16 protein-coding genes are annotated in these 19,391 nt (G+C 69.4%); 5 read left to right on the top strand and 11 right to left on the bottom strand.

Features of this window, described 5'->3' with window-relative positions; all coding sequences use genetic code 11:
- Positions 1 to 191: 191 nt before the first annotated feature.
- Positions 192 to 1,040: a helix-turn-helix domain-containing protein gene (locus QTH86_RS13415; RefSeq protein ID WP_286649213.1), complete on the top strand. Its 849-nt coding sequence runs from the start codon at positions 192 to 194 to the stop codon at positions 1,038 to 1,040.
- A gap of 33 nt (positions 1,041 to 1,073) precedes the next feature.
- Here QTH86_RS13415 and QTH86_RS13410 read toward each other — a convergent pair whose 3' ends face one another.
- The 9 genes from QTH86_RS13410 to argH form a co-directional block, all read right to left on the bottom strand.
- Positions 1,074 to 2,372 (bottom strand): MFS transporter, encoded by a 1,299-nt coding sequence (locus QTH86_RS13410; RefSeq protein WP_286649212.1) that lies wholly within the window; start codon positions 2,370 to 2,372, stop codon positions 1,074 to 1,076.
- 114 nt (positions 2,373 to 2,486) lie between these two features.
- Complete coding sequence (locus QTH86_RS13405) at positions 2,487 to 3,320, bottom strand: ABC transporter substrate-binding protein (protein WP_286649211.1); 834 nt, start codon at positions 3,318 to 3,320, stop codon at positions 2,487 to 2,489.
- A gap of 46 nt (positions 3,321 to 3,366) precedes the next feature.
- Positions 3,367 to 4,764, bottom strand: a complete 1,398-nt coding sequence (locus QTH86_RS13400; protein ID WP_286649210.1) for an MmgE/PrpD family protein — start codon at positions 4,762 to 4,764, stop codon at positions 3,367 to 3,369.
- Entirely contained in the window at positions 4,761 to 5,660 is a 900-nt protein-coding gene (locus tag QTH86_RS13395) for a polysaccharide deacetylase family protein (RefSeq protein WP_286649209.1), read from the bottom strand. The genes QTH86_RS13400 and QTH86_RS13395 overlap by 4 nt, the downstream gene beginning before the upstream one ends.
- Positions 5,657 to 6,508 carry a polysaccharide deacetylase family protein gene (locus tag QTH86_RS13390; RefSeq protein ID WP_286649208.1) on the bottom strand — a complete coding sequence of 284 codons (852 nt, stop codon included), beginning with the start codon at positions 6,506 to 6,508 and terminating at the stop codon, positions 5,657 to 5,659. The genes QTH86_RS13395 and QTH86_RS13390 overlap by 4 nt, the downstream gene beginning before the upstream one ends.
- A 28-nt stretch (positions 6,509 to 6,536) precedes the next feature.
- Positions 6,537 to 7,376 carry an ABC transporter substrate-binding protein gene (locus QTH86_RS13385; RefSeq protein WP_286649207.1) on the bottom strand — a complete coding sequence of 280 codons (840 nt, stop codon included), beginning with the start codon at positions 7,374 to 7,376 and terminating at the stop codon, positions 6,537 to 6,539.
- 39 nt (positions 7,377 to 7,415) lie between these two features.
- Positions 7,416 to 8,180, bottom strand: coding sequence for an amino acid ABC transporter ATP-binding protein (locus tag QTH86_RS13380; protein WP_286649206.1), 765 nt, complete (start codon positions 8,178 to 8,180; stop codon positions 7,416 to 7,418).
- Between the two features lie 29 nt (positions 8,181 to 8,209).
- Positions 8,210 to 9,076, bottom strand: coding sequence for an amino acid ABC transporter permease (locus QTH86_RS13375; protein WP_286649205.1), 867 nt, complete (start codon positions 9,074 to 9,076; stop codon positions 8,210 to 8,212).
- Complete coding sequence (gene argH, locus QTH86_RS13370; RefSeq protein WP_286649204.1) at positions 9,070 to 10,512, bottom strand: argininosuccinate lyase; 1,443 nt, start codon at positions 10,510 to 10,512, stop codon at positions 9,070 to 9,072. Before argH ends, QTH86_RS13375 begins: the two co-directional genes overlap by 7 nt.
- Before the next feature lie 192 nt (positions 10,513 to 10,704).
- Here argH and gcvA point away from each other — a divergent pair, with 192 nt between their 5' ends.
- Positions 10,705 to 11,619: a transcriptional regulator GcvA gene (gene gcvA, locus QTH86_RS13365; RefSeq protein WP_286649203.1), complete on the top strand. Its 915-nt coding sequence runs from the start codon at positions 10,705 to 10,707 to the stop codon at positions 11,617 to 11,619.
- Between the two features lie 33 nt (positions 11,620 to 11,652).
- On the opposite strand, the gene speB is transcribed toward gcvA, so the two are convergent.
- Together speB and QTH86_RS13355 are read right to left on the bottom strand one after the other, a co-directional pair.
- Positions 11,653 to 12,642 (bottom strand): agmatinase, encoded by a 990-nt coding sequence (gene speB, locus QTH86_RS13360; RefSeq protein WP_286649202.1) that lies wholly within the window; start codon positions 12,640 to 12,642, stop codon positions 11,653 to 11,655.
- Between the two features lie 134 nt (positions 12,643 to 12,776).
- The gene (locus tag QTH86_RS13355; RefSeq protein ID WP_286649201.1) at positions 12,777 to 13,406 is read right to left on the bottom strand and encodes a TetR/AcrR family transcriptional regulator; all 630 of its coding nucleotides are present in this window, start codon (positions 13,404 to 13,406) and stop codon (positions 12,777 to 12,779) included.
- Positions 13,407 to 13,553: 147 nt separating this feature from the next.
- On the opposite strand from QTH86_RS13355, the gene QTH86_RS13350 reads away from it, so the two are divergent.
- From QTH86_RS13350 to adeC, 3 genes are read left to right on the top strand one after another with little or no spacing between them, the layout of a single operon-like run.
- Positions 13,554 to 14,735, top strand: a complete 1,182-nt coding sequence (locus QTH86_RS13350) for an efflux RND transporter periplasmic adaptor subunit (RefSeq protein ID WP_286649200.1) — start codon at positions 13,554 to 13,556, stop codon at positions 14,733 to 14,735.
- Between the two features lie 18 nt (positions 14,736 to 14,753).
- Complete coding sequence (locus QTH86_RS13345; protein WP_286649199.1) at positions 14,754 to 17,924, top strand: efflux RND transporter permease subunit; 3,171 nt, start codon at positions 14,754 to 14,756, stop codon at positions 17,922 to 17,924.
- Between the two features lies 1 nt (position 17,925).
- Complete coding sequence (adeC, locus tag QTH86_RS13340; protein ID WP_286649198.1) at positions 17,926 to 19,380, top strand: AdeC/AdeK/OprM family multidrug efflux complex outer membrane factor; 1,455 nt, start codon at positions 17,926 to 17,928, stop codon at positions 19,378 to 19,380.
- Positions 19,381 to 19,391 lie beyond the last annotated feature (11 nt).

Below are 19,391 nucleotides of genomic sequence, written 5' to 3'. Positions count from 1 at the left end.
CGCGCGGTATTGCCTGACGGCCCTCGGGGCATGGCCGCTCGTGCAATGATCAAACGATGCAGCCCTGCAGCGACACGCTCCCGACCCGCCTCGCCGCCCGAGCGGACGTCGCGCGCGTGCCACAGGCCTCGGGCGAGCGACGGGGGCCGGCCCCGCGGGACCCGATTGCCCGAAGCATCGGCTTGGACACCGTGTCGTCCCTGTCCACACGGCCGATCCAGGGTTCCCGCATGACGGTCAGCCGGCTGTCGATCGGGGCCGACCGCCTCGGGTTGACACGGCCCGTGCCTGCCGAAGACGCGTTCGTCGTGGCCGTCTATCTGCACGATCTGGCCGACCACGAGCTCTGGAGCCGCGGCCGTCCCGTGCTCCGGCGCGGCTACGCCGCGCAATCGATGCGCATCGTCAATCTGCAGGACGAGTACGCCGCCAACCTGCTGCAGCCGCACGAGACCCTCGTCTTCCATATTCCGCGGCGCGCGCTCGATGGCTTCACCGACGATGCGGGCCTTGCGCGCGTCGGGCATCTGGCGTGCGAGCCGGGGCTCGTGGATCCGGTGGTCGGGCATCTGGCGGGCGCCCTGTCCGCCACGCTCGCGATGCCGGCGGTCGCGAATTCGCTGTTCATCGACCAGGTGTGCCTGTCGGTCTGCGCGCATCTGGCCGGTCATTACGGCGGGCAGCGCAGCGCCCCGTTGCCGGCCGCGAGCGGTCTGTCGCCCGGCATGGCATCGCGCGCCAAGGAGCTGCTGGCGGCCCATGTGGCCGAGACGCTGTCGATCGAAGACCTGGCGCAGGCCTGCGGCCTGTCGCGCAGCCATTTCGGCAAGGCCTTCAAGCTGTCGACCGGGCTGACGCCGCACGCGTGGCGCCAGCACTACCGCATCGAGCGGGCCCAGGCGCTGCTGCTGGGTGAACGCGTCGATCTGGCCGCCATCGCAGCGCTCTGCGGCTTTGCGGACCAGAGCCATTTCAATCGCGTCTTCGCGCGACTGGTGGGCGACACGCCGGGCAACTGGCGGCGCATGCGCCTGCGCTAGCGCGGTCGACGCGGCGGCCTCAGGCCTTGTCCCTCACCCTTGGGTTCGCGACGATTGCGCCACGCTGCGCAGACCTGCGAGTGCGGTCACGGCGCACGCCAGTGCGGCGAGCGCGATCACCGACAGCAGCGCCAGGTGGATCGCCTGCGGGTCGCCGAAGCCACGATCGATGAGCAGGCCGACGGCGCCCGGGCCGATGCCCACGCCGACCAGGGTGACCACCGACACGAGCAGCGCGATGAGCACGCCGCGCACCCGGTCGGGCGTCAGCAGTTGCCAGCCGGTGAGGCCCGCGGGCGTGGCGGAGAACACCAGGAAGTTGAAGGCGGCGTAGGCGGCGCGGCTGGTGTCCGGGTCGTCGGCCAGGCAGAAGACCGCCGCCGCGGGCAGGCACAGCAGGGCGGCGGCCGCGAGCAGGAGGTTCGACGGCGCGGGCGCACCGCGGCGCTGCAGGTGCGTGAGCACGCGGCCGCCCACCCATTGCCCCGAGGGCGCGGTGGCCAGGAAGATGAAGCCGACCATCATGGCGCTCTCTCCGCTGCCGAAGCCGAAGCGCCGCGAGAAGAACATCGGCATCCAGGCCGCCTGGGCCTGTGCCAGCGTGACGCTGCACGCCGTGGCGGCCGTGAGGAAGAAGTAGGCCGATGCGTGCGATCGCAGGTGGCGGGCCGCGGCCGCGAGACCGCCGCCCGCCGTTGGCTGCGGCGTGCCCGCCGTGCGGGGCGGCTCGGCCATGCACAGCGCCAGCACCGCCAGCAACACGCCCGGAACGGCGGCGACGACGAAGAGCACGCGCCAGGCGTCCGGCGCGTCAACCCAGGCCGCCCCCCAGGCCTCCCAGGCCGTGCTGTCGGCCATCCAGGCCAGCAGGCGCCCGCCGCCGATCAGCGCCGCGGCGTTGCCCAGGGTGGCCCCCATCAGGAAGACCGTCACCGACCGCGCCATGTGCTCGCGCGGGATCGCGCTTCCGAGCATCGACATCGCCACGGGCACCAGGCAGGCCTCGCCCAGGCCGACGCCGATGCGCGCGACGAAGAACAGCGCGAAGGAATCCGCCAGCCCGCAGACCGCCGTCATCACGCTCCAGAAGAGCAGGCCGCCCGCCAGGATGCGCCGCCGATCCGCCCGGTCCGCCAGCCAGCCGAAGGGGATGCCGCACAGGCAGTACATCGCGACGAACGCCAGCCCGTGCAGCAGGCCGAACTGCGTGTCGCTCAGCGCGAAGGCCTGCTTGATCGGCGCGCCGGCCACCGCCACCAGGGCTCGGTCCACGAAGGAGACGGCGTAGCTCAGGCTCAGCAGCAGCACCAGCCGACGGCCTTCGGCGGACATCGACGGCCCACGCGGGCGGAGCGGGTCCGCGTGAACCGGTGGTGAAGGGGATTGCCAGGACATCGGCTGGGCCTTTCGAGGGGTGTCGGGCCGCCGATGCTGCCAGACCGTCGCTCAGGGCACGGCGACGCCGTTCACCGCGGCCTGCTTGACAGCGCTGGCCTGCAGCTTCCACTTGGCGACGATCGAGGCGTAGGTGCCGTCGGCGATCAGCTTCTTGAAGGCTGTGAGCACCGCGTCGCGCAGCTGCGTGTCGGCCTTGGCGAAGGCGATGCCTTGTTGCGCGCCGCCGAAGGGCGCGCCCAGCGGCTTGTAGATGCCGGGTTCCAGCGTCATCGCGTACGGCACGGTTTCGCTGCCCTGCGCGCCGCCTTCGAAGCGCTCCTGCTTGAGTTGCGCGCGCGCGGCCGCGTTGTCGCTCGTGCCTTCGACCGTGATGGCCGGCTTGCCGGCGGCCACGCAGTTCGCGTCGCTCCAGGTCTTGATCTCGGCCGGGAAGGCCGTGCTGCGGCTGGTGCCCACCGTCTTGCCGCACAGGTCGAGCGGCTGATTCACCGTGCTGCGCGAGGCCAGCGTATAGAACTGCACGCCCGAATGGAGGTAGTCGACGAAGTCCATGGTTTCGCGGCGCGCCGGGCGGTCGTTCAGGCCGCTGAGGATCATGTCGACACGGCCGGTCTGCAGCGACGGGATGAGCTGTTCGAAGGCCGCCTCCTGCCACTCGAGCGTCACGCCCAGTTCCTTGGCCAGCGCGTTGCCGAGGTCGACGTCGAAGCCGATCAGCTTGCCGCTCTCCGGGTCCTTGTATTCCATCGGCGGGTAGATGGCGTTCACCGCGATCTTGATCGTCTTGGTCTTGGCGATGCGTTCCGGCAGGGTCTGGGCCTGGGCCGCCAGGGTGGCGCCGGCGACGAGGGCGCCGAGGGCGAGGGTGCGAAGGAAGGTCAAGGGAGGGCTCCGGAGGGGAAGGTCGAGGACGTGGGGGAAGGGGGGATCAGCAGAGGAGCTCGTGCAGCGATGCCTGGCCCGCGAGCAGCGGCAGCAGGGCGCGCGCGTCGGCGAGGCGGTCCAGGTGCAGCAGCGATTCGGCGAGCGTGGCCACGCCATCGGCCGGCAGCGCCACGCCGGCGAGCTCGGCGAACTTGCGCTGCAGGGCCGCGTCGTCCAGCGGGTTGGCCGGGGCACCGAGGGCCAGCGGCACCTGCAGGGACACCGTCTCGCCGCCGGTCGAGGTGATGGTCACGGTCGGCTCCTCGAGCGCCGGCATGGCCGGGTCGGCGTGCAGGTGCACCAGCGACATCGCGGCCGCCAGCCGGGCATCGCGCCGGGCCGGCGCGAGGTAGCGCGCGAGGCCGGCGTCGCCGAACACCCAGGCGAGCGACACGGCGTAGGGCATGCTCATCTGCGCGCTCGACAGCGTCGACAGGTCACGGCCACCGCACATGTCCATCACGAAGGGGCTCAGCCGCACGTCGATGCGCGCGACCCGCTGCGCCAGACCCGGGTGCGCGGCCATCAGCGCGCGCACCGCGTCGATGGTGGCGTGGTTGCTGCGGCAGGAGGCATAGGGCTTGATCGAGCAGCGCATCAGCTTCCAGGGGCTGCCCAGATCGGCCAGCAAGGCCTCGGGTTGGCGTGACTGCGGGGCGAAGGCGTTGAAGAAGCCGCCCCACACGTCGTCGAACACCCGGCTCGGCCCGCTGATGCCGCGCCCCGCCAGCAGCGCCGCGGTGAGCCCGCCCTCGGCCGCGCGGCCGGCGTGCAGCCGCTTGGTCTGCGAGGCGTCGTGGATGAAGGCCCAGAGCCCGCCACTGGCGCTGGCGGCGTGGCCGAACGCAGCCATCGTCTGCATCGCGTCCAGCCGCAGCAGCTTGCTGGCCGCAGCCGCCGCCGCGAAGGTGCCGCAGGTGGCGGTCGAATGCCAGCCCTGGCCGTTGTGCGGGGAGTAGCCGCCGCAGGCCTCGAGCACGCGGCGACCGACGTCGTAGCCCAGCACGACGGCGGTGATCAGGTCGCGGCCGCTGACCGGCACGTCACCGTGGCCGGGCGCGCTCAGCGCGGCGAGGGCGGCCGGCAGCACCACCGCGCCGGAGTGGTCGCAGCCCCCGGTGTCGTCGAGTTCGAGCGCGTGCGCGGCCACGCCGTTGGCGAAGGCCGCGTCGCGCATGCCCAGCCGCTCGGCAGTGCCCCAGACCGGCGCACTGCCGGCACTGCGTTCGGCGCTGAGCATGCCGAGCACCGCGCGCGGTTCGGCCGCGGCGCTGCCGGCCAGCGTGGCGCCGACGGTGTCGAGGATGTGGCGCGTCGTGCGTGCCACGAGGTCGTCGGGCAGGTCGTCGAAGCGCGTCTCGGCGCAGAAGCGGGCGAGCCGCAGGGCGGTGCTGTCGGTCATGAAACGCTGGGCTGGTGGAGGGGTGCGAGCACGTCGACCGGATGGCCGGGTGCGTTGCCGGTGTGCTGGCTGCGCCACCAGGCGCCCACCTCGCCGCCGGTGGCGAACCACACGTCCGGATGCGCCATCGCGCCCACGAGAAATTCGCGCAGCAGGTCGATGCGGCCGGCCGTGCCGATCACCTCCGGGTGCAGCCGCAACGGCAGGCACAGGCCGAAGCGGTGGAAGCCGGCGAAGTCCTGCTGCCAGTTGCCCAGCACCTCGCGGTACGACGCGATGCGCGGCTGGCCCACGGGGATGGGCGGGAACAGGTTGAAGGCGAAGTAGGGTTCGTCTTCCAGCTCGTAGTGCAGCGGCAGCTCGATCAAGGGCTTCGTGTCGGCAGCGCCGGGATGGAAATAGGGCAGGTCGTCCCCGCGCCACGACGACGACCAGGCGATGCCCGCGTCGCGCAGGTGCTGCGTGAAGCCCGGCGCCCAGTTGCCGAAGGGCGCGCGGAAGCCCGTGGGCCGTTCGCCGATGAGGTCGGCCAGCACGGCCTGGGTGCGGGTGAGGCTGTCGCCCTGCTGCGCCAGCGTGAGCGTGTCGAAGTTCTCGCAGGCGAAGGTGGCGTTGCCGACCTCGTGCCCCGCGCGGTGGATGCGCTGCACCAGTGACGCATGCGTCTGCGCCACGCGGCCGGGCACGAACCAGCTGGTGCGCAGCTTCAGCGCGTCGAAGAGGTCGAGCAGCCGGTCGACGCCGCGCTTGGCGCCGTACTGCCAGACCGACAGGCTCTTCTCGCGGCCGGCCATGCGCGGCTCCTGCACGAGGATGGCGGCGTCGTCGAAGAAGTCGACGGTGACGACGAAGGCCATGCGCTTGCCGGCGGGCCAGCGGCCCAGAGTCGTGCTCATGCTGTGCCTTCCGCGGACAGGTGCCGTTCGCGCCACCACTGCGCGACCTCGCCGCAACGCGCGAACCACACGCCCTCCTGGGCCCGCATGTGCGCGAACAGACGCTCCAGCAACAGGATGCGGCCGGGTTTGCCCGAGACCTTGGGGTGGAACAGCGTGGTCAGACACAGGCCGTCGCGGTGCGAGCCGTCGAACTCGCGCCGCCAGTTGTCGAAGGTGGTGTCGTAGCTCGCGATGCGGTCGAGGCCGGCCGGGTAGTCGGGGGCGCGCTGGTACGCGAGCGACGCGTAGTCGTCGAGTTCCCACTTGCCAGGGATCTCGACCAGGCGGCGACCACTCGCGGCATGGTCGATGACGTAGGGCCGGTCGTCGCCGCGCATCGAGCTCGACCAGGTCACGCCGGCGTCGAGCAGCACCTCGATGGTGTCGCCGCCCCAGTCGCCCGAGGGCGTGCGAAAGCCCGCCGGCGCGAGCCCGAGATGCCGCTGGAACAGCGCGAGCGACTGCGCCATCACCTGTTGCTGGCGCTCGCGCGTGAGCTGCCAGAAGGCCTCGTGCTGGTGGCCGTGGTAGCCGATCTCGTGGCCACGGTCGACGATCGCCTTGATCTGCGCCGGCCAGGTTTCGAGCACCCAGGTCGGCACGAAGAAGGTCGCGGGGATGCGGTGGTCGTCGAGCAGGTCCAGCAGGTAGCCGACGGCACGCCACGGCCCGTAGGCACCGAGCGTGAAGAACGACGGGTTGCGCCAGATCGAGCCGTCGAGCATCGCGCCGCCGGTCGGCCCATCGACGTCGAAGGCCAGGGCGACCGCCGACTGCACGCCGGTCGGCCAGAGACTGTCGTTCATCGTGGTCGCCGTCGCGGTCTGGTAGGGGTCAGTCGGCGCTGTCGATGATCAGCTTGGTGACCGCGAAGTCCCCCAGGCCCCACTTGGCGATGATCTTCGCGTAGGTGCCGTCGGCGATCAGCTTGGTCATGGCGGCGGAGAGCTCGGCGGCGATCGCCTCGTCCTTGCGGTTGGTCGCGAGGCCCACGTACTGGAAGACGAAGGTCTTGCCCACGGTCATGTAGGTGTTGGGCTCCTGGCCCATGATGTAGGGCATGGTTTCGCCACCCTGCACGGCGGCGTCGAGCCGGCCCTGGCGCAGCTGCGTGCGCGCGTCGGCCGAGCCGTCGGTGCCGGTCACCACGATGGCCGGCTTGCCGGCTTTCACGCACTGCTCGTCGCTCCACTTCGTGATCTCGGCGGGGAAGGAGGTGCGGCGGCTGGCGCCCACCTTCTTGCCGCACAGCGCGGCCATGTTGGGGAAGTCGGCTGCGCGTTCCTTCATGACGTAGAACTGCGGGCCGGTCTTGAGGTAGTCGATGAACTTCACGGCTTCGCGGCGGGCCGGAATGTCCGTCATGCCCGACAGGATGATGTCGACGCGGCCGGTGGCCAGCGAGCTGAGCATCTGGTCGAAGCTGGTCTCTTCCCACTTGATCGTGGTGCCGGCCTTGGCGGCGAGTGCTTCACCGATGTCGATGTCGAAGCCGGTCAGCTTGCCGGTGGCCGGGTCCTTGAACTCCATCGGCGGGTAGTTGGACACCACGGCGGCCGTGATGGGCGCGCCCTTGGCGCGTCCGCTCTGGGCCTGCGCGACGGGCAGGACGGCGGCCAGGGCCACGGCGAGAAGGCCGAGGCGGATCGACACAGGGATGGTGCTGCAGGTCATGGTGGGGCTCCGGTGGGTCAAAGAAAGTGAAGAGAGGGCTCAGCCGCGGACGGCGGAAATGAACTCGCGGGTGCGCGGATGCTGCGGGTCGGACAGGACCTGGGCGGGCACGCCGGTCTCGACGATCTGGCCCTTGTCCATGAACATCACGCGGGTCGCCACGTCGCGGGCGAAGCCCAGCTCGTGGGTCACGACGACCATCGTCATGCCGCTGGTCGCCAGGTCGCGCATGACCGACAGCACCTCGCCGACCAGCTCGGGGTCGAGCGCCGAGGTGGGCTCGTCGAACAGCATCAGCTTGGGCCGCATGGCGAGCGCGCGGGCGATGGCCACGCGCTGCTGCTGGCCGCCGGACAGGTCGATGGGGAAGCTGTCGCTCTTGTGCGCCAGGCCGACGCGCTCGAGCAGCGCGCGCGCTTCGGTGACGACCTCGTCGCGCGGGCGGCGCTGCACGCGCAGCGGGCCTTCGGTGACGTTCTCCAGCACCGTCAGGTGCGGGAACAGGTTGAAGCGCTGGAACACCATGCCGGTCTTCAGGCGCTGGCGGGCGATTTCGTTCTCCGACAGCGCATGCAGCTTGTGGCCCGCACGCCGGTAGCCGACCAGTTCGCCGTCGACCCACAGCGCGCCGCCGGTGACGGTCTCCAGCTGGTTGATGCAGCGCAGGAAGGTGCTCTTGCCGGAGCCGGACGGGCCGATGACGCAGAGCACCTCGCCGGCGGCGATGTCCAGCGTGATGCCCTGCAGCGCGGCGAAGTCGCCGAAGTTCTTGCGCAGGTCGACCGCGCGGACGATGGGGGCCATGGCGCTTTCCGTTGCGGCTTTCATCGCGTTCACTGCCGGGCCGAGGCGCGGCCGGCGCCCCGTGCGAAGCGCGCTTCGACGCGCGACTGCAGCAGCGACAGCACCGTCACCACCACGATGTACCAGATGCCGGCGACGATCAGCAGCTCGATCACGCGGGCGTTGGCGTAATAGATGTTCTGCGCGCTGTGCAGCATCTCGGCGAACTGGATCACGCTGGCCAGCGAGGTCAGCTTGATCATGCCGACGAACTCGTTGCCGATCGGCGGCACGATCACGCGCATGGCCTGCGGCAGGATGATGCGGCGCAGCGCCAGCAGGCGCGGCATGCCGATGGACTTGGCCGCTTCGTACTGGCCCACGTCGACCGACAGCAGCCCGGCGCGCACCACCTCGGAGGTGTAGGCGCCCTGGTTGATGCCCAGGCCCAGCAGCGCGGCGAGGAAGGGTGTCATCACGTTCACGGTCTTCGCTTCCCACAGGCCGGGGATGCCGAGCGTCGGGAACACCAGCGCCAGGTTGAACCACAGCAGCAGTTGCAGGATGACCGGCGTGCCGCGGAACAGCCACACGTAGCCGCGCGCCACCCAGCTGAGCACCGGGTTGCTCGACACCCGCATCACGGCGGTGACCACGCCGAGCGCGATGCCCAGCGCCATCGCCAGGATGCTCATGACGATGGTGTTGACCAGCCCGGTGAGGATCGACTGCGCCGTGAGGAAGCGGCCGACGTACGACCATTCGATCTTGCCGCGCGCGAAGGCGTTGAGCACGAACAGGATCGCGACCACGATCAGTGCGGTGGCGAAGTACCGGCCCCAGTAGCGGCGTGGCACATGCTCCAGTTGAGAGATGTCGGTGAAGGCCTCGGGGGCCTTGCCGCCGGCGCTCAGCATCGCGGCCCCCGGTAGTCGGCGGCCCAGGCGGCCTGCTTGTCGAGCACGGCCTTGAGCCGCGCGATCTGCTCGGCGACGCGCGCCGGTGCGGTGCCGCCCTGGCCGGTGCGCGCGCCGATGGCCGCTTCGAGCGTCAGGTGCTTCAACACTTCGGGCGTCAGGCGCGCATCGACCTCGGCCAACATGGCCGGCGTCAGCGCACCGAGTTCGATGTCCTGCGCCTCGCAGAATTTCACCAGCGCGCCGGTGATCTCGTGCGCTTCGCTGAAGGGCACGCCCGACAGCGCCAGCCAGTCGGCCACTTCGGTGGCGAGTGTGAAGCCCAGCGGCGCGTGGCGGCGCAGTTGGTCGACGTCGACGCGCATCGTGCGGATCATGCCGGCCATGGCAGGCAGCACCAGCGAGAGCGTGTCGATGCTGTCAAAGGCCGCGCTCTTGTCTTCGGCCAGGTCGCGGTTGTAGGCGAGCGGCAGCGACTTGAGCGCCGACAGCATGCTCACCAGGTTGCCGATGAGGCGGCCGGCCTTGCCGCGGCTGAGTTCGGCGATGTCGGGGTTCTTCTTCTGCGGCATGATCGAACTGCCGGTGCAGTAGCCGTCGTCGAGCACCACCCACTGAAACTGCCGCGACGACCACAGCACCACCTCCTCCGAGAGGCGCGAGAGTTCCACCGCCAGCATGCTGGTGATGAAGAGGAACTCGCACACGTGGTCGCGCGCCGCCACCGCATCGATCGAGTTCTCGCACGACGCGTCGTAGCCCAGCTCGGCGGCCGACAGCTCCGGCGATCGGCAGATGGCCGAGCCGGCCAGCGCCGCAGCGCCCAGGGGCGAGCGGGCACTGCGCCGGTCCCAGTCGATGAGCCGGTCGACGTTGCGGCCGATGGCCTGGGCATGCGCCATCAGGTGGTGGGCGAAGACGATCGGCTGTGCCGGCTGCAGGTGCGTGAAGCCGGTGGAGAGCGTGTCGATGTGCTGTTCGGCCTGTGCCACCAGCGCGGCCTGCACGTCGCCGATGGCCGTGGCCAGCGTGCGCGCCTTGTCGCGCAGGTACAGCTTCAGGTCGTTGGCCGCCTGGTCGTTGCGTGAGCGGCCGGCGCGCAGCTTGCCGCCGATAGGGCCGAGCCGCTGCGTGAGCACGCGTTCGAGGAAGGTGTGCACGTCCTCGTCGGCTTCGATCGGGTGCAGGTCACCGGCGACGAAGGCGTGTTCGACCTCGTCGACACAGGCCAGCAGTTGCGCCAACTCGTTCGCATCGAGCACACCGGCGCGCTGCAATTCGCGGGCGTGGGCGCGGGAGCCGGCCAGGTCGTAGGGCGCGAGGCGAAAGAAGCTCGGTTCGGACCGGGACAGCGCCTTCAGCGCCGCGGAGGGTTCCGATTTGAAGCGCGCGCCCCAGAGGCGTTTCGTCGAGCTTGCTTCTTGGTTGTCGTCCATGCGTGACCTTCGTAGAGATGGGCGGATCGTAGTGATGAACCCGAGGGCTGGAAACCGAGAATTAAGCGAGGATGGGCGATCAAAAATCTCAGCATCGTTCGCCCCTCCGCACGCTCGAAACCCACGCAAAAACCGGTTGTGGCCTGAACCTTGCATGCGTGACGGCCCCCTCGAAAACAGAAGAACATTTCCATGCTTGAACCCGGGAAGCGACAGAACGGAAGGAACCGGCTGCCGCCCTTGAACGCGCTGCGCGCTTTCGACGCCACCGCGCGGCACCTGACGGTGGTGAAGGCGGCCGACGAACTCCATGTGACGCCCAGCGCGGTCAGCCATCAGCTGCGCACGCTCGAAGAGGCGCTGGGCGTGCAGCTCTTCAGCCGCAACAAGACACGTCTGAAGCTCACGCCGCACGGTGAGGCGCTGCTGCCGTCGGTGCGCTCGGCCTTCCAGATGATCGCGTCGGCCGCCGCCAAGCTGGGCGACCCGGTGATGGGCGGCAACCTGGTCGTGTCCACGCCGGTGGGCCTGAGCTCGCGCGTGCTGACGCGGCACATCGGCGAGTTCCTCGCGGCCTACCCGGACGTGCAGTTGAAGATCATCGCGTCGAACGACGACAAGGAGGTCTATTCGCCGTCGGTGGACCTGTGCATCCGCTACGGCACCGGCATCTGGCCCGACCGCGAGGTGCGTCTGCTGACCCATGTGGAGCTGTTCCCCGTGTGCAGCCCGGCCATGATCAACGGCCAGTTGACCGTGCGCTCGGTCGACGAGCTGCGCAGCCATCCACTGCTGTGCGAAGACGGCGGCACCGAGTGGACGCGCTGGCTGCTGAGTGCCGGTGTGCCGGTCGAGGGTTTCCGCATGACCGAGATGGGCAACGCGCACATCGCGATGGAAGCCGCGGTGCACGGGCAGGGCGCCGCGCTGGGCGACAGCCTGCTGGTGGGCGACGACCTGGCCGAAGGCCGGCTGGTGCGGCTCTTCGAGCGCAGCGTGCCGGCCAAGCACGCCTACTACATCGTGTGCCGCAAGGAGATGTGCGACAGCCCGCTGGTGACGGCCTTCACCGAATGGATCGCGGGCAAGGTGCGCAGCGACGCGTGATGCGTCGTGGCAGGCGCGGCGCTGCGGCCGCCGTCAGCTGCGATACGCCACGCCCGGCATGACGCACAGCATCTCGTAGGCGAGGTTGGCGCCGACCAGGGCGGTCGTGCCTTGCGGGTCGTAGGGCGGCGAGATCTCGACGATGTCGGCACCGACCAGGTTCAGGCCGCGCAGGCCGCGGATGATCTCCAGCCCCTGCTGCACCGTGAGCCCGCCGATCTCCGGCGTGCCGGTGCCCGGCGCGAACGACGGGTCGAGCCCGTCGATGTCGAAGCTCAGGTAGACGGGGGCGTCGCCCGACGGGCCCGCGACGCGCTCGATCACTTCCTTCATGAGCGGCGCGAGGCTCTTGTGCCAGCACTCCTCGGCCTGCACCACCCGAAAGCCCTGCTGGCGGCACCAGTCGAAGTCGTCGGCGTGGTAGCCGGTGCCGCGCAGGCCGATCTGTACGACGCGCTGGCAGTCGAGCAGGCCTTCTTCCACGGCGCGGCGAAAGGGCGTGCCGTGCGCGATCTTCTCGCCGCCCATCGTGTCGTTGACATCGGCATGCGCGTCGACGTGCACCACGCCGATCGGGCCGTAGCGCTTGTGCATCGCCCGCAGGATCGGCCAGGCGATGGTGTGGTCGCCGCCGATGGTGATCGGCCGGCAGCCGTTGGCGATGATCGCGTCGTAGGCGGTCTCGATGCGGTCGATGGAATCGAAGATGTTGTACGCGTTGGTCGCCACGTCGCCGATGTCGGCCACCTGCAGCGAGTCGAAGGGCGCCGCGCGCGTCGCCATGTTGTAGGGGCGCAGCAGCACCGATTCGCTGCGCACCTGGCGCGGCCCGAAGCGCGCGCCCGAACGGTTCGAGGTGCCGAGGTCGAAGGGCACGCCGACGAAGCAGGCGTCGAGCCCGTCGGACGTTTCCTGGAACGGCAGCCGCATCATCGTCGCGATGCCGGCGAAGCGCGGTACGACGTCGCCGCCCAACGGTTGGTTCAGGGGCTTCTTGTCGGTGGTGGGGAGGGCGTTCGACATCTCGTTCATTTCGATGAATGAGGTCGATGTTAGGGAGAACACCCGATGGCGCGGATCAAAAAACTCAGCATGCGGGCTTAGATTTCGTCCGGGGGGGGGGGGCGCCCGTCATCCCGCAATGGAGCGCAAGCCCTTCACGATCCCTTGTTGCCTGCGCCACCCGAGGGCCGGTGGCCGGCCAGGAAGGTCTCCAGCGCCCGGCCGACGGCCTCCCGGACATATCCCTTCGTCAGCTTTTTCTCGATGCCGAAGAGGCGAGGCGTGATCGTCTCCGAGTCCAGCAGCGCCATCAGGTGATGGGCGGCGACGATCGGATCGCTCTGTCGCAGCTTGCCCTTTTCCATCTGCAGTGCGAGGAAGCGGCCGAGCTCGGCCGTGCCCTTCTTCGGGCCCCCTTCGAAGAAGCGCACCCCGATGTCGCTGCGCCCCGATTCCGCGATGATCGCGCGCCGTGCCTGGACGGCCGACTCCTGGCAGAGCACGGCCAGCGTGCGCTCGCCGAAACGCTGCAGGGCCAGCGGCAGGTCGTCGCTGTCGTTCTCCAGCGCCGCGAAGATGCGTTCGAAATGATGCTTGGCTGCGCTGTGCATCACCTCGACGAACAGGTCTTCCTTCGAGCCGAAGTAGCCATACAGCGTCGCCTTCGAGCCGCCCACGCGTGCCGCGATCTCGGCCATCGACGCGCCTTCGAAGCCTGATTCGAGGAAGACCTGCGACGCGGCCTCGAGGATCGCTTCTCGCTTGGATTCGGTTCTAACGCGCACGGGGTGGTCTCCTCATTGGCTCCTCATTTCTATACCAGAGTGTTCAGTATTGCTTGACGGGGTCGTCAAGTCAACCTACATTACCGTACAGTACGGTATGTTTAAAGCCGAACCGCTCTTGTCCTGAAGCCTTTCCTGGAGATCGCCATGCGTCCTGTCGCCACCTACAGCTCGACCCTCATCGCGGCGCTTGCAGCCGCCTGCCTGCTCACCGCCTGCGGCAAGCCGCCCGGAGGCGCGCCGCCGGCAGCCGGTACCCCCGTGGTGGGCGTGCTCACGGTGCAGCCGCAGCGCGTCGCGCTGAGCACCGAACTGCCGGGGCGCACGGTTCCTTTCCTGATCGCCGACGTGCGCCCGCAGGTCAACGGGATCGTCAAGACGCGCAATTTCCGGGAGGGCAGCGACGTGAAGGCGGGCGCGGCGCTCTACCAGATCGACCCGGCCACCTACAAGGCGGCCTACGACAGCAACGTGGCCGCGCTGGCCAAGGCGCAGGCCAGCCTGAAGACGACGCGGCTGAAGGCGGACCGGTACAAGGAACTGGTCGCGATCCAGGCGGTCAGCCAGCAGGACTACGACGACGCCGCCGCCTCCCTCGGCCAGGGCGAGGCCGACGTGGCGTCTGCCAAGGCCAATGTCGAGACCAGCCGGATCAACCTCGCGTACGCCCGCGTCGACGCACCGATCTCGGGGCGCATCGGCAAGTCGAGCGTCACGCCGGGCGCGTTGGTGACGGCCAGCCAGACCACCGCGCTCGCCACGATCCAGCAGCTCGACCCGATCTATGTCGACGTCACCCAGCCCAGCGCGTCGCTGTTGCGCCTGAAGCAGGCCCTGGCCCGTGGCGACCTGCAGCAGGCCGGCACCAACGCCGCCAAGGTGAAGCTGTTGCTGGAAGACGGCAGCACCTACCCGCTGGAGGGGAAGCTCGAGTTCTCCGACGTCACGGTCGATCAGAGCACCGGCGCGATCACCTTGCGCGCGGTGTTCCCCAACCCGAAGGCCGACCTGCTGCCCGGCATGTACGTGCGTGCCGTGCTGCAGGAAGGCGTGAAGGAACAGGGCCTGCTGGTGCCGCAACAGGCCGTGTCGCGCGACAACGCGGGCAAGCCGACGGCCTACGTGGTGGGCAGCGACAACAAGCTGCAGCGCCGCACGCTCGAGACCGACCGCGCCGTGGGCGACCAGTGGCTGGTGCGCAGCGGCCTCCAGGCGGGCGACCAGCTCGTGGTCGACGGCCAGCAGAGCGCCCGGCCGGGCGCCGAGGTGAAAGTCACCGCGTGGACGCCGAAGCCGGCCGCCGCCACCACCACCAGCGCGTCGAACTGACCCGCGCGAAAGACCGCCATGGCACGCTTCTTCATCGACCGCCCCATCTTCGCCTGGGTCCTCGCCATCATCGTGATGCTGGCCGGGGTCCTCTCGATCTTCACGCTGCCGATCGCGCAGTACCCGAGCATTGCGCCGCCCGCCGTCGCGATCAGCGCCACTTACCCCGGGGCCTCCGCCAAGACGCTGGAGGACACCGTCACCCAGGTCATCGAGCAGAAGATGAAGGGGCTCGACCGGCTCAGCTACATGGCTTCGACCAGCGAGTCCTCGGGCCAGGTCACCATCACGCTGACCTTCGGGAACGGCACCGACCCCGACACCGCGCAGGTGCAGGTGCAGAACAAGCTCTCGCTGGCCACGCCGCTGTTGCCGCAAGAGGTGCAGCAGCAGGGCGTGACGGTCACCAAGTCGGCGACCAACTTCCTGAACGTGCTGGCCTTCACGTCCGAAGACGGCAGCATGAACGGCTCCGACCTGTCGGACTACGTGGCGGCCAACGTGCAGGACGCGATCAGCCGGGTCGAAGGCGTCGGCGACACCACGCTGTTCGGCGCCCAGTACGCGATGCGCGTCTGGCTCGACCCGGACAAGCTCGCGAACTTCAGTCTCACGCCGATCGACGTCAAGACGGCGATCACGGCGCAGAACGCCCAGGTCTCGGCCGGCCAGCTCGGCGGCCTGCCCGCGACGAACAACCAGCAGATCAACGCGACCATCACCTCGCAGACGCGGCTGAAGACCGCGCAGGAGTTCGAAGACATCCTGCTGCGCACCCAGACTGACGGCTCGCAGGTGCGCCTGCGCGACGTCGCCCGCATCGAGCTCGGCCGGGAGTCGTACGCGACCGTCGGCCGCTACAACGGCAAGCCGGCCGCCGGCCTGGCCATCAAGCTGGCCACCGGTGCCAATGCGCTCGACACGGTGAAGGCCATCGACGCCCGCGTGGACGAGCTCGCCAAGTTCTTCCCGCAGGGCATGAAGGTGCAGAAGCCCTACGACACCACGCCTTTCGTGCGCATCTCGATCGAAGAGGTGGTGCGCACCCTGATCGAGGCCGTGGTGCTGGTGTTCCTGGTGATGTACCTTTTCCTGCAGAACTTCCGCGCCACGCTGATCCCGACCATCGCCGTGCCGGTGGTGCTGCTGGGCACCTTCGGCGTGCTGTCGATGTTCGGCTACACCATCAACACGCTGACGATGTTCGCCATGGTGCTGGCCATCGGCCTGCTGGTGGACGACGCCATCGTGGTGGTGGAGAACGTCGAGCGGGTCATGACGGAAGAAGGCCTGTCACCGAAGGAGGCCACGCGCAAGTCGATGGACCAGATCACCGGCGCGCTGGTCGGCGTGGCCCTGGTGCTGGCCGCGGTGTTCGTGCCGATGGCCTTCTTCGGCGGCTCGACCGGCGTGATCTACCGCCAGTTCTCGATCACCATCGTGTCGGCGATGACGCTGTCGGTGCTGGTCGCGCTGGTGCTCACGCCGGCGCTGTGCGCCACCCTGCTCAAGCCGGTGCCCAAGGGCCACGCCATGGCGAGCACCGGCTTCTTCGGCTGGTTCAACCGCAGCTTCGACCGCGGCAACGGCCGCTACCAGGGCGTCGTGCGCCACATGCTGGGCAAGGGCTGGCGCTACATGGTCGTCTACGCGGTGCTGCTGGCGGCGGTGGTGTTCGGCTTCATGAAACTGCCGGTCGGCTTCCTGCCCGACGAAGACCAGGGCACGATGTTCGTGCTGATGCAGCTGCCACCCGGCGCCACCGCCGCACGCACCGACGAGGTGATCCTGCAGGTGGAGCACCACTTCCTGGAAGACCAGAAGGACGCGGTCGCCGGTGTGTTCGCCGTGTCGGGCTTCAGCTTTGCGGGCAGCGGCCAGAACACCGGCTTCGCCTTCGTCAAGCTCAAGCCCTGGGACGAACGCAAGGGCGACGCGCTGAGCGTGACCGGCGTGTCGGCCAAGGCCAGCGCCTTCTTCGCGACGATCCGCGATGCGAAGGTCTTCGCCTTCGCGCCGCCGGCCGTGGCCGAACTGGGCAACGCCACCGGCTTCGACCTGATGCTGCAGGACCGGGGCAACCTCGGCCACGCGGCGCTGATGCAGGCGCGCAACCAGCTGCTGGGCGAACTGTCGAAGGACAAGCGCCTGGTGGCGGTGCGGCCCAACGGCATGGAGGACACGCCGGAGTTCCGCCTGGAGATCGACCCGCACAAGGCCGGCGCGCTGGGCCTGACGATGGCCGACATCAACGACACCTTCTCGGCGGCCTGGGGCAGCAGCTACGTCAACGACTTCATCGACAAGGGCCGCGTGAAGAAGGTGATGCTGCAGGCGGACGCCAGGTACCGCATGCTGCCGGAGGACATCGACCGCTGGTACGTGCGCAACAGCGCCGGCACCATGGTTCCCTTCACGTCCTTCTCCAAGGCGAGCTGGACGTCGGGCTCGCCGCGGCTGGAGCGCTACAACGGCGTGCCGTCGGTGGAAATCCTGGGCATGGCCCTGCCGGGCACGGCATCGAGCGGCGAGGCGCTCGCCATCGTCGAGGCCGCGGTGGCCAAGCTGCCCCCGGGCATCGGCTACGAATGGACCGGCCTGTCGCGCCAGGAGAAGGCGTCGAGCGGCCAGACCGGCGTGCTCTATGCGCTGTCGATCCTGATCGTGTTCCTCTGCCTGGCCGCGCTCTACGAGAGCTGGGCGATCCCGTTCTCCGTGATCATGGTCGTGCCGCTGGGCGTGTTCGGCGCGCTGCTCGGGGCGATGCTGACCTGGAAGATGAACGACGTGTACTTCCAGGTGGGCCTGCTCACCACCATCGGCCTGGCGTCGAAGAACGCCATCCTGATCGTCGAGTTCGCGAAGGATCTGTACGAGGAGGGCATGAGCCTGGTCGACGCGGCGCTGGCGGCCGTCCGCATGCGGCTGCGCCCGATCCTGATGACCTCGCTGGCCTTCATCCTGGGCGTGCTGCCCCTGGTGCTCGGCAGCGGTGCCGGCGCCGGTGCGCAGCACGCGCTGGGCACGGCGGTGATCGGCGGCATGCTGTCCGGCACCGTCCTCGCGATCTTCTTCGTGCCGCTGTTCTTCGTCCTCGTAGTGGGCCTGTTCAACCAGCGCAAGCCGGCCGCGCCGGGCGCGGCGGCCCCCCATGACCAATCGGCTGCGGCCGCTTCGGAAGGTGTCTGACATGTCCCGCTTCACATGGGCTCCCCTGGCGCTCGCCGCCTTCCTTGCCGGCTGCAGCCTGATGCCGACCTATGAGCAGCCGGCCGCACCGGTGCCGACCACCTTCTCCGGCGACACCGGTGGCACTGCCACAAAACCGGTGGCCGAGATCGGCTGGCGCGATGTCTTCACCGACCCATTGCTGCAGCGCGTGATCGAGCTGTCGCTGGCCCACAACCGCGACCTGCGCGTGGCCGCGCTCAACATCGAGAAGGCCCGCGCGACCTACCGTGTGCAGGACGCGGCGCTGTTCCCCACCGTCAACGCCAGCGGCAGTGGCAGCGGCAGCCGCACGCCGGGCGACCTGTCCATCAGCGGCCAGCCGACCGTCTCGCACAGCTACAGCGCCACGCTCGGTTTCAGTGCCTACGAGCTCGACTTGTTCGGCCGGGTACGCAGCCTCAACGCCCAGGCCCTGGAGCAGTTCTTCTCCACCGCCGAGGCGCGCCGCAGCACGCAGATCAGCCTGGTGGCCGAGGTCGCGACGGCCTGGCTCACCCTGGCCGCCGACCAGGACCAGCTCAAGCTCGCGCAGGACACGCTCGCCAGCCAGAGCAACACCTACAAGCTCAACCAGCGCAGCTTCGACCTGGGTGTGGCCTCGGCGCTCACGTTGCGGCAGGCGCAGACCAGCGTCGAGACGGCGCGGGTCGACGTCGAGAAGTACACCGCGCAGGTGGCGCAGGACCGCAATGCGCTCGTGCTGCTGGTGGGCGCCGACCTGCCGGACGACCTGCTGCCCAAGGGCCTGCCCGACGGCGCGACGGCCGCGGCCAACCCGCTGGCCAGCATCCCGCCCGGCCTGCCGTCGGACCTGCTGCAGCGCCGCCCCGACATCCTCCAGGCCGAGCGCGACCTGAAGGCCGCCAACGCCAACATCGGCGCCGCGCGCGCCGCCTTCTACCCGCGCATCAGCCTCACCGCCTCGGCCGGCAGCTCCAGCGCGAGCCTGTCGAACATGTTCAAGGGCGGCTCGGGCAGCTGGAGTTTCTCGCCGCAGATCTCGTTGCCGATCTTCGACGGCGGCGCCAACCAGGCCAACCTCGACATCGCCAGGACCGAGCGCGACATCACCGTGGCGCAGTACGAGAAGGCGATCCAGACCGCCTTTCGCGAGGTGTCCGACGCATTGGCGCAGCGCAGCACGCTCGGGCGCCAGCTCAAGGCGCAGCAGGCGCTGGTGGATGCCACGGCCGACAGCTACCGCCTGTCCGACGCGCGCTTCAAGCGCGGCGTCGACAGCTACCTCAGCGTGCTCGATTCGCAACGCTCGCTCTACACGGCGCAGCAGAACCTGATCAGCACGCGGCTGTCGCGCTTCACCAACCTCGTGACCTTCTACAAGACGCTGGGCGGCGGCTGGGTCGAGACGACGGGCACGCCGGTGGCGACGCTTTCCGCCGCCGCGCAGCCTTGATCGACGCGACG

It is taken from the genome of Variovorax sp. J2L1-78 (genome assembly GCF_030317205.1).
Taxonomy (GTDB): domain Bacteria; phylum Pseudomonadota; class Gammaproteobacteria; order Burkholderiales; family Burkholderiaceae_C; genus Variovorax; species Variovorax arabinosiphilus.
This window is presented reverse-complemented; position numbering and strand designations above follow the sequence as displayed.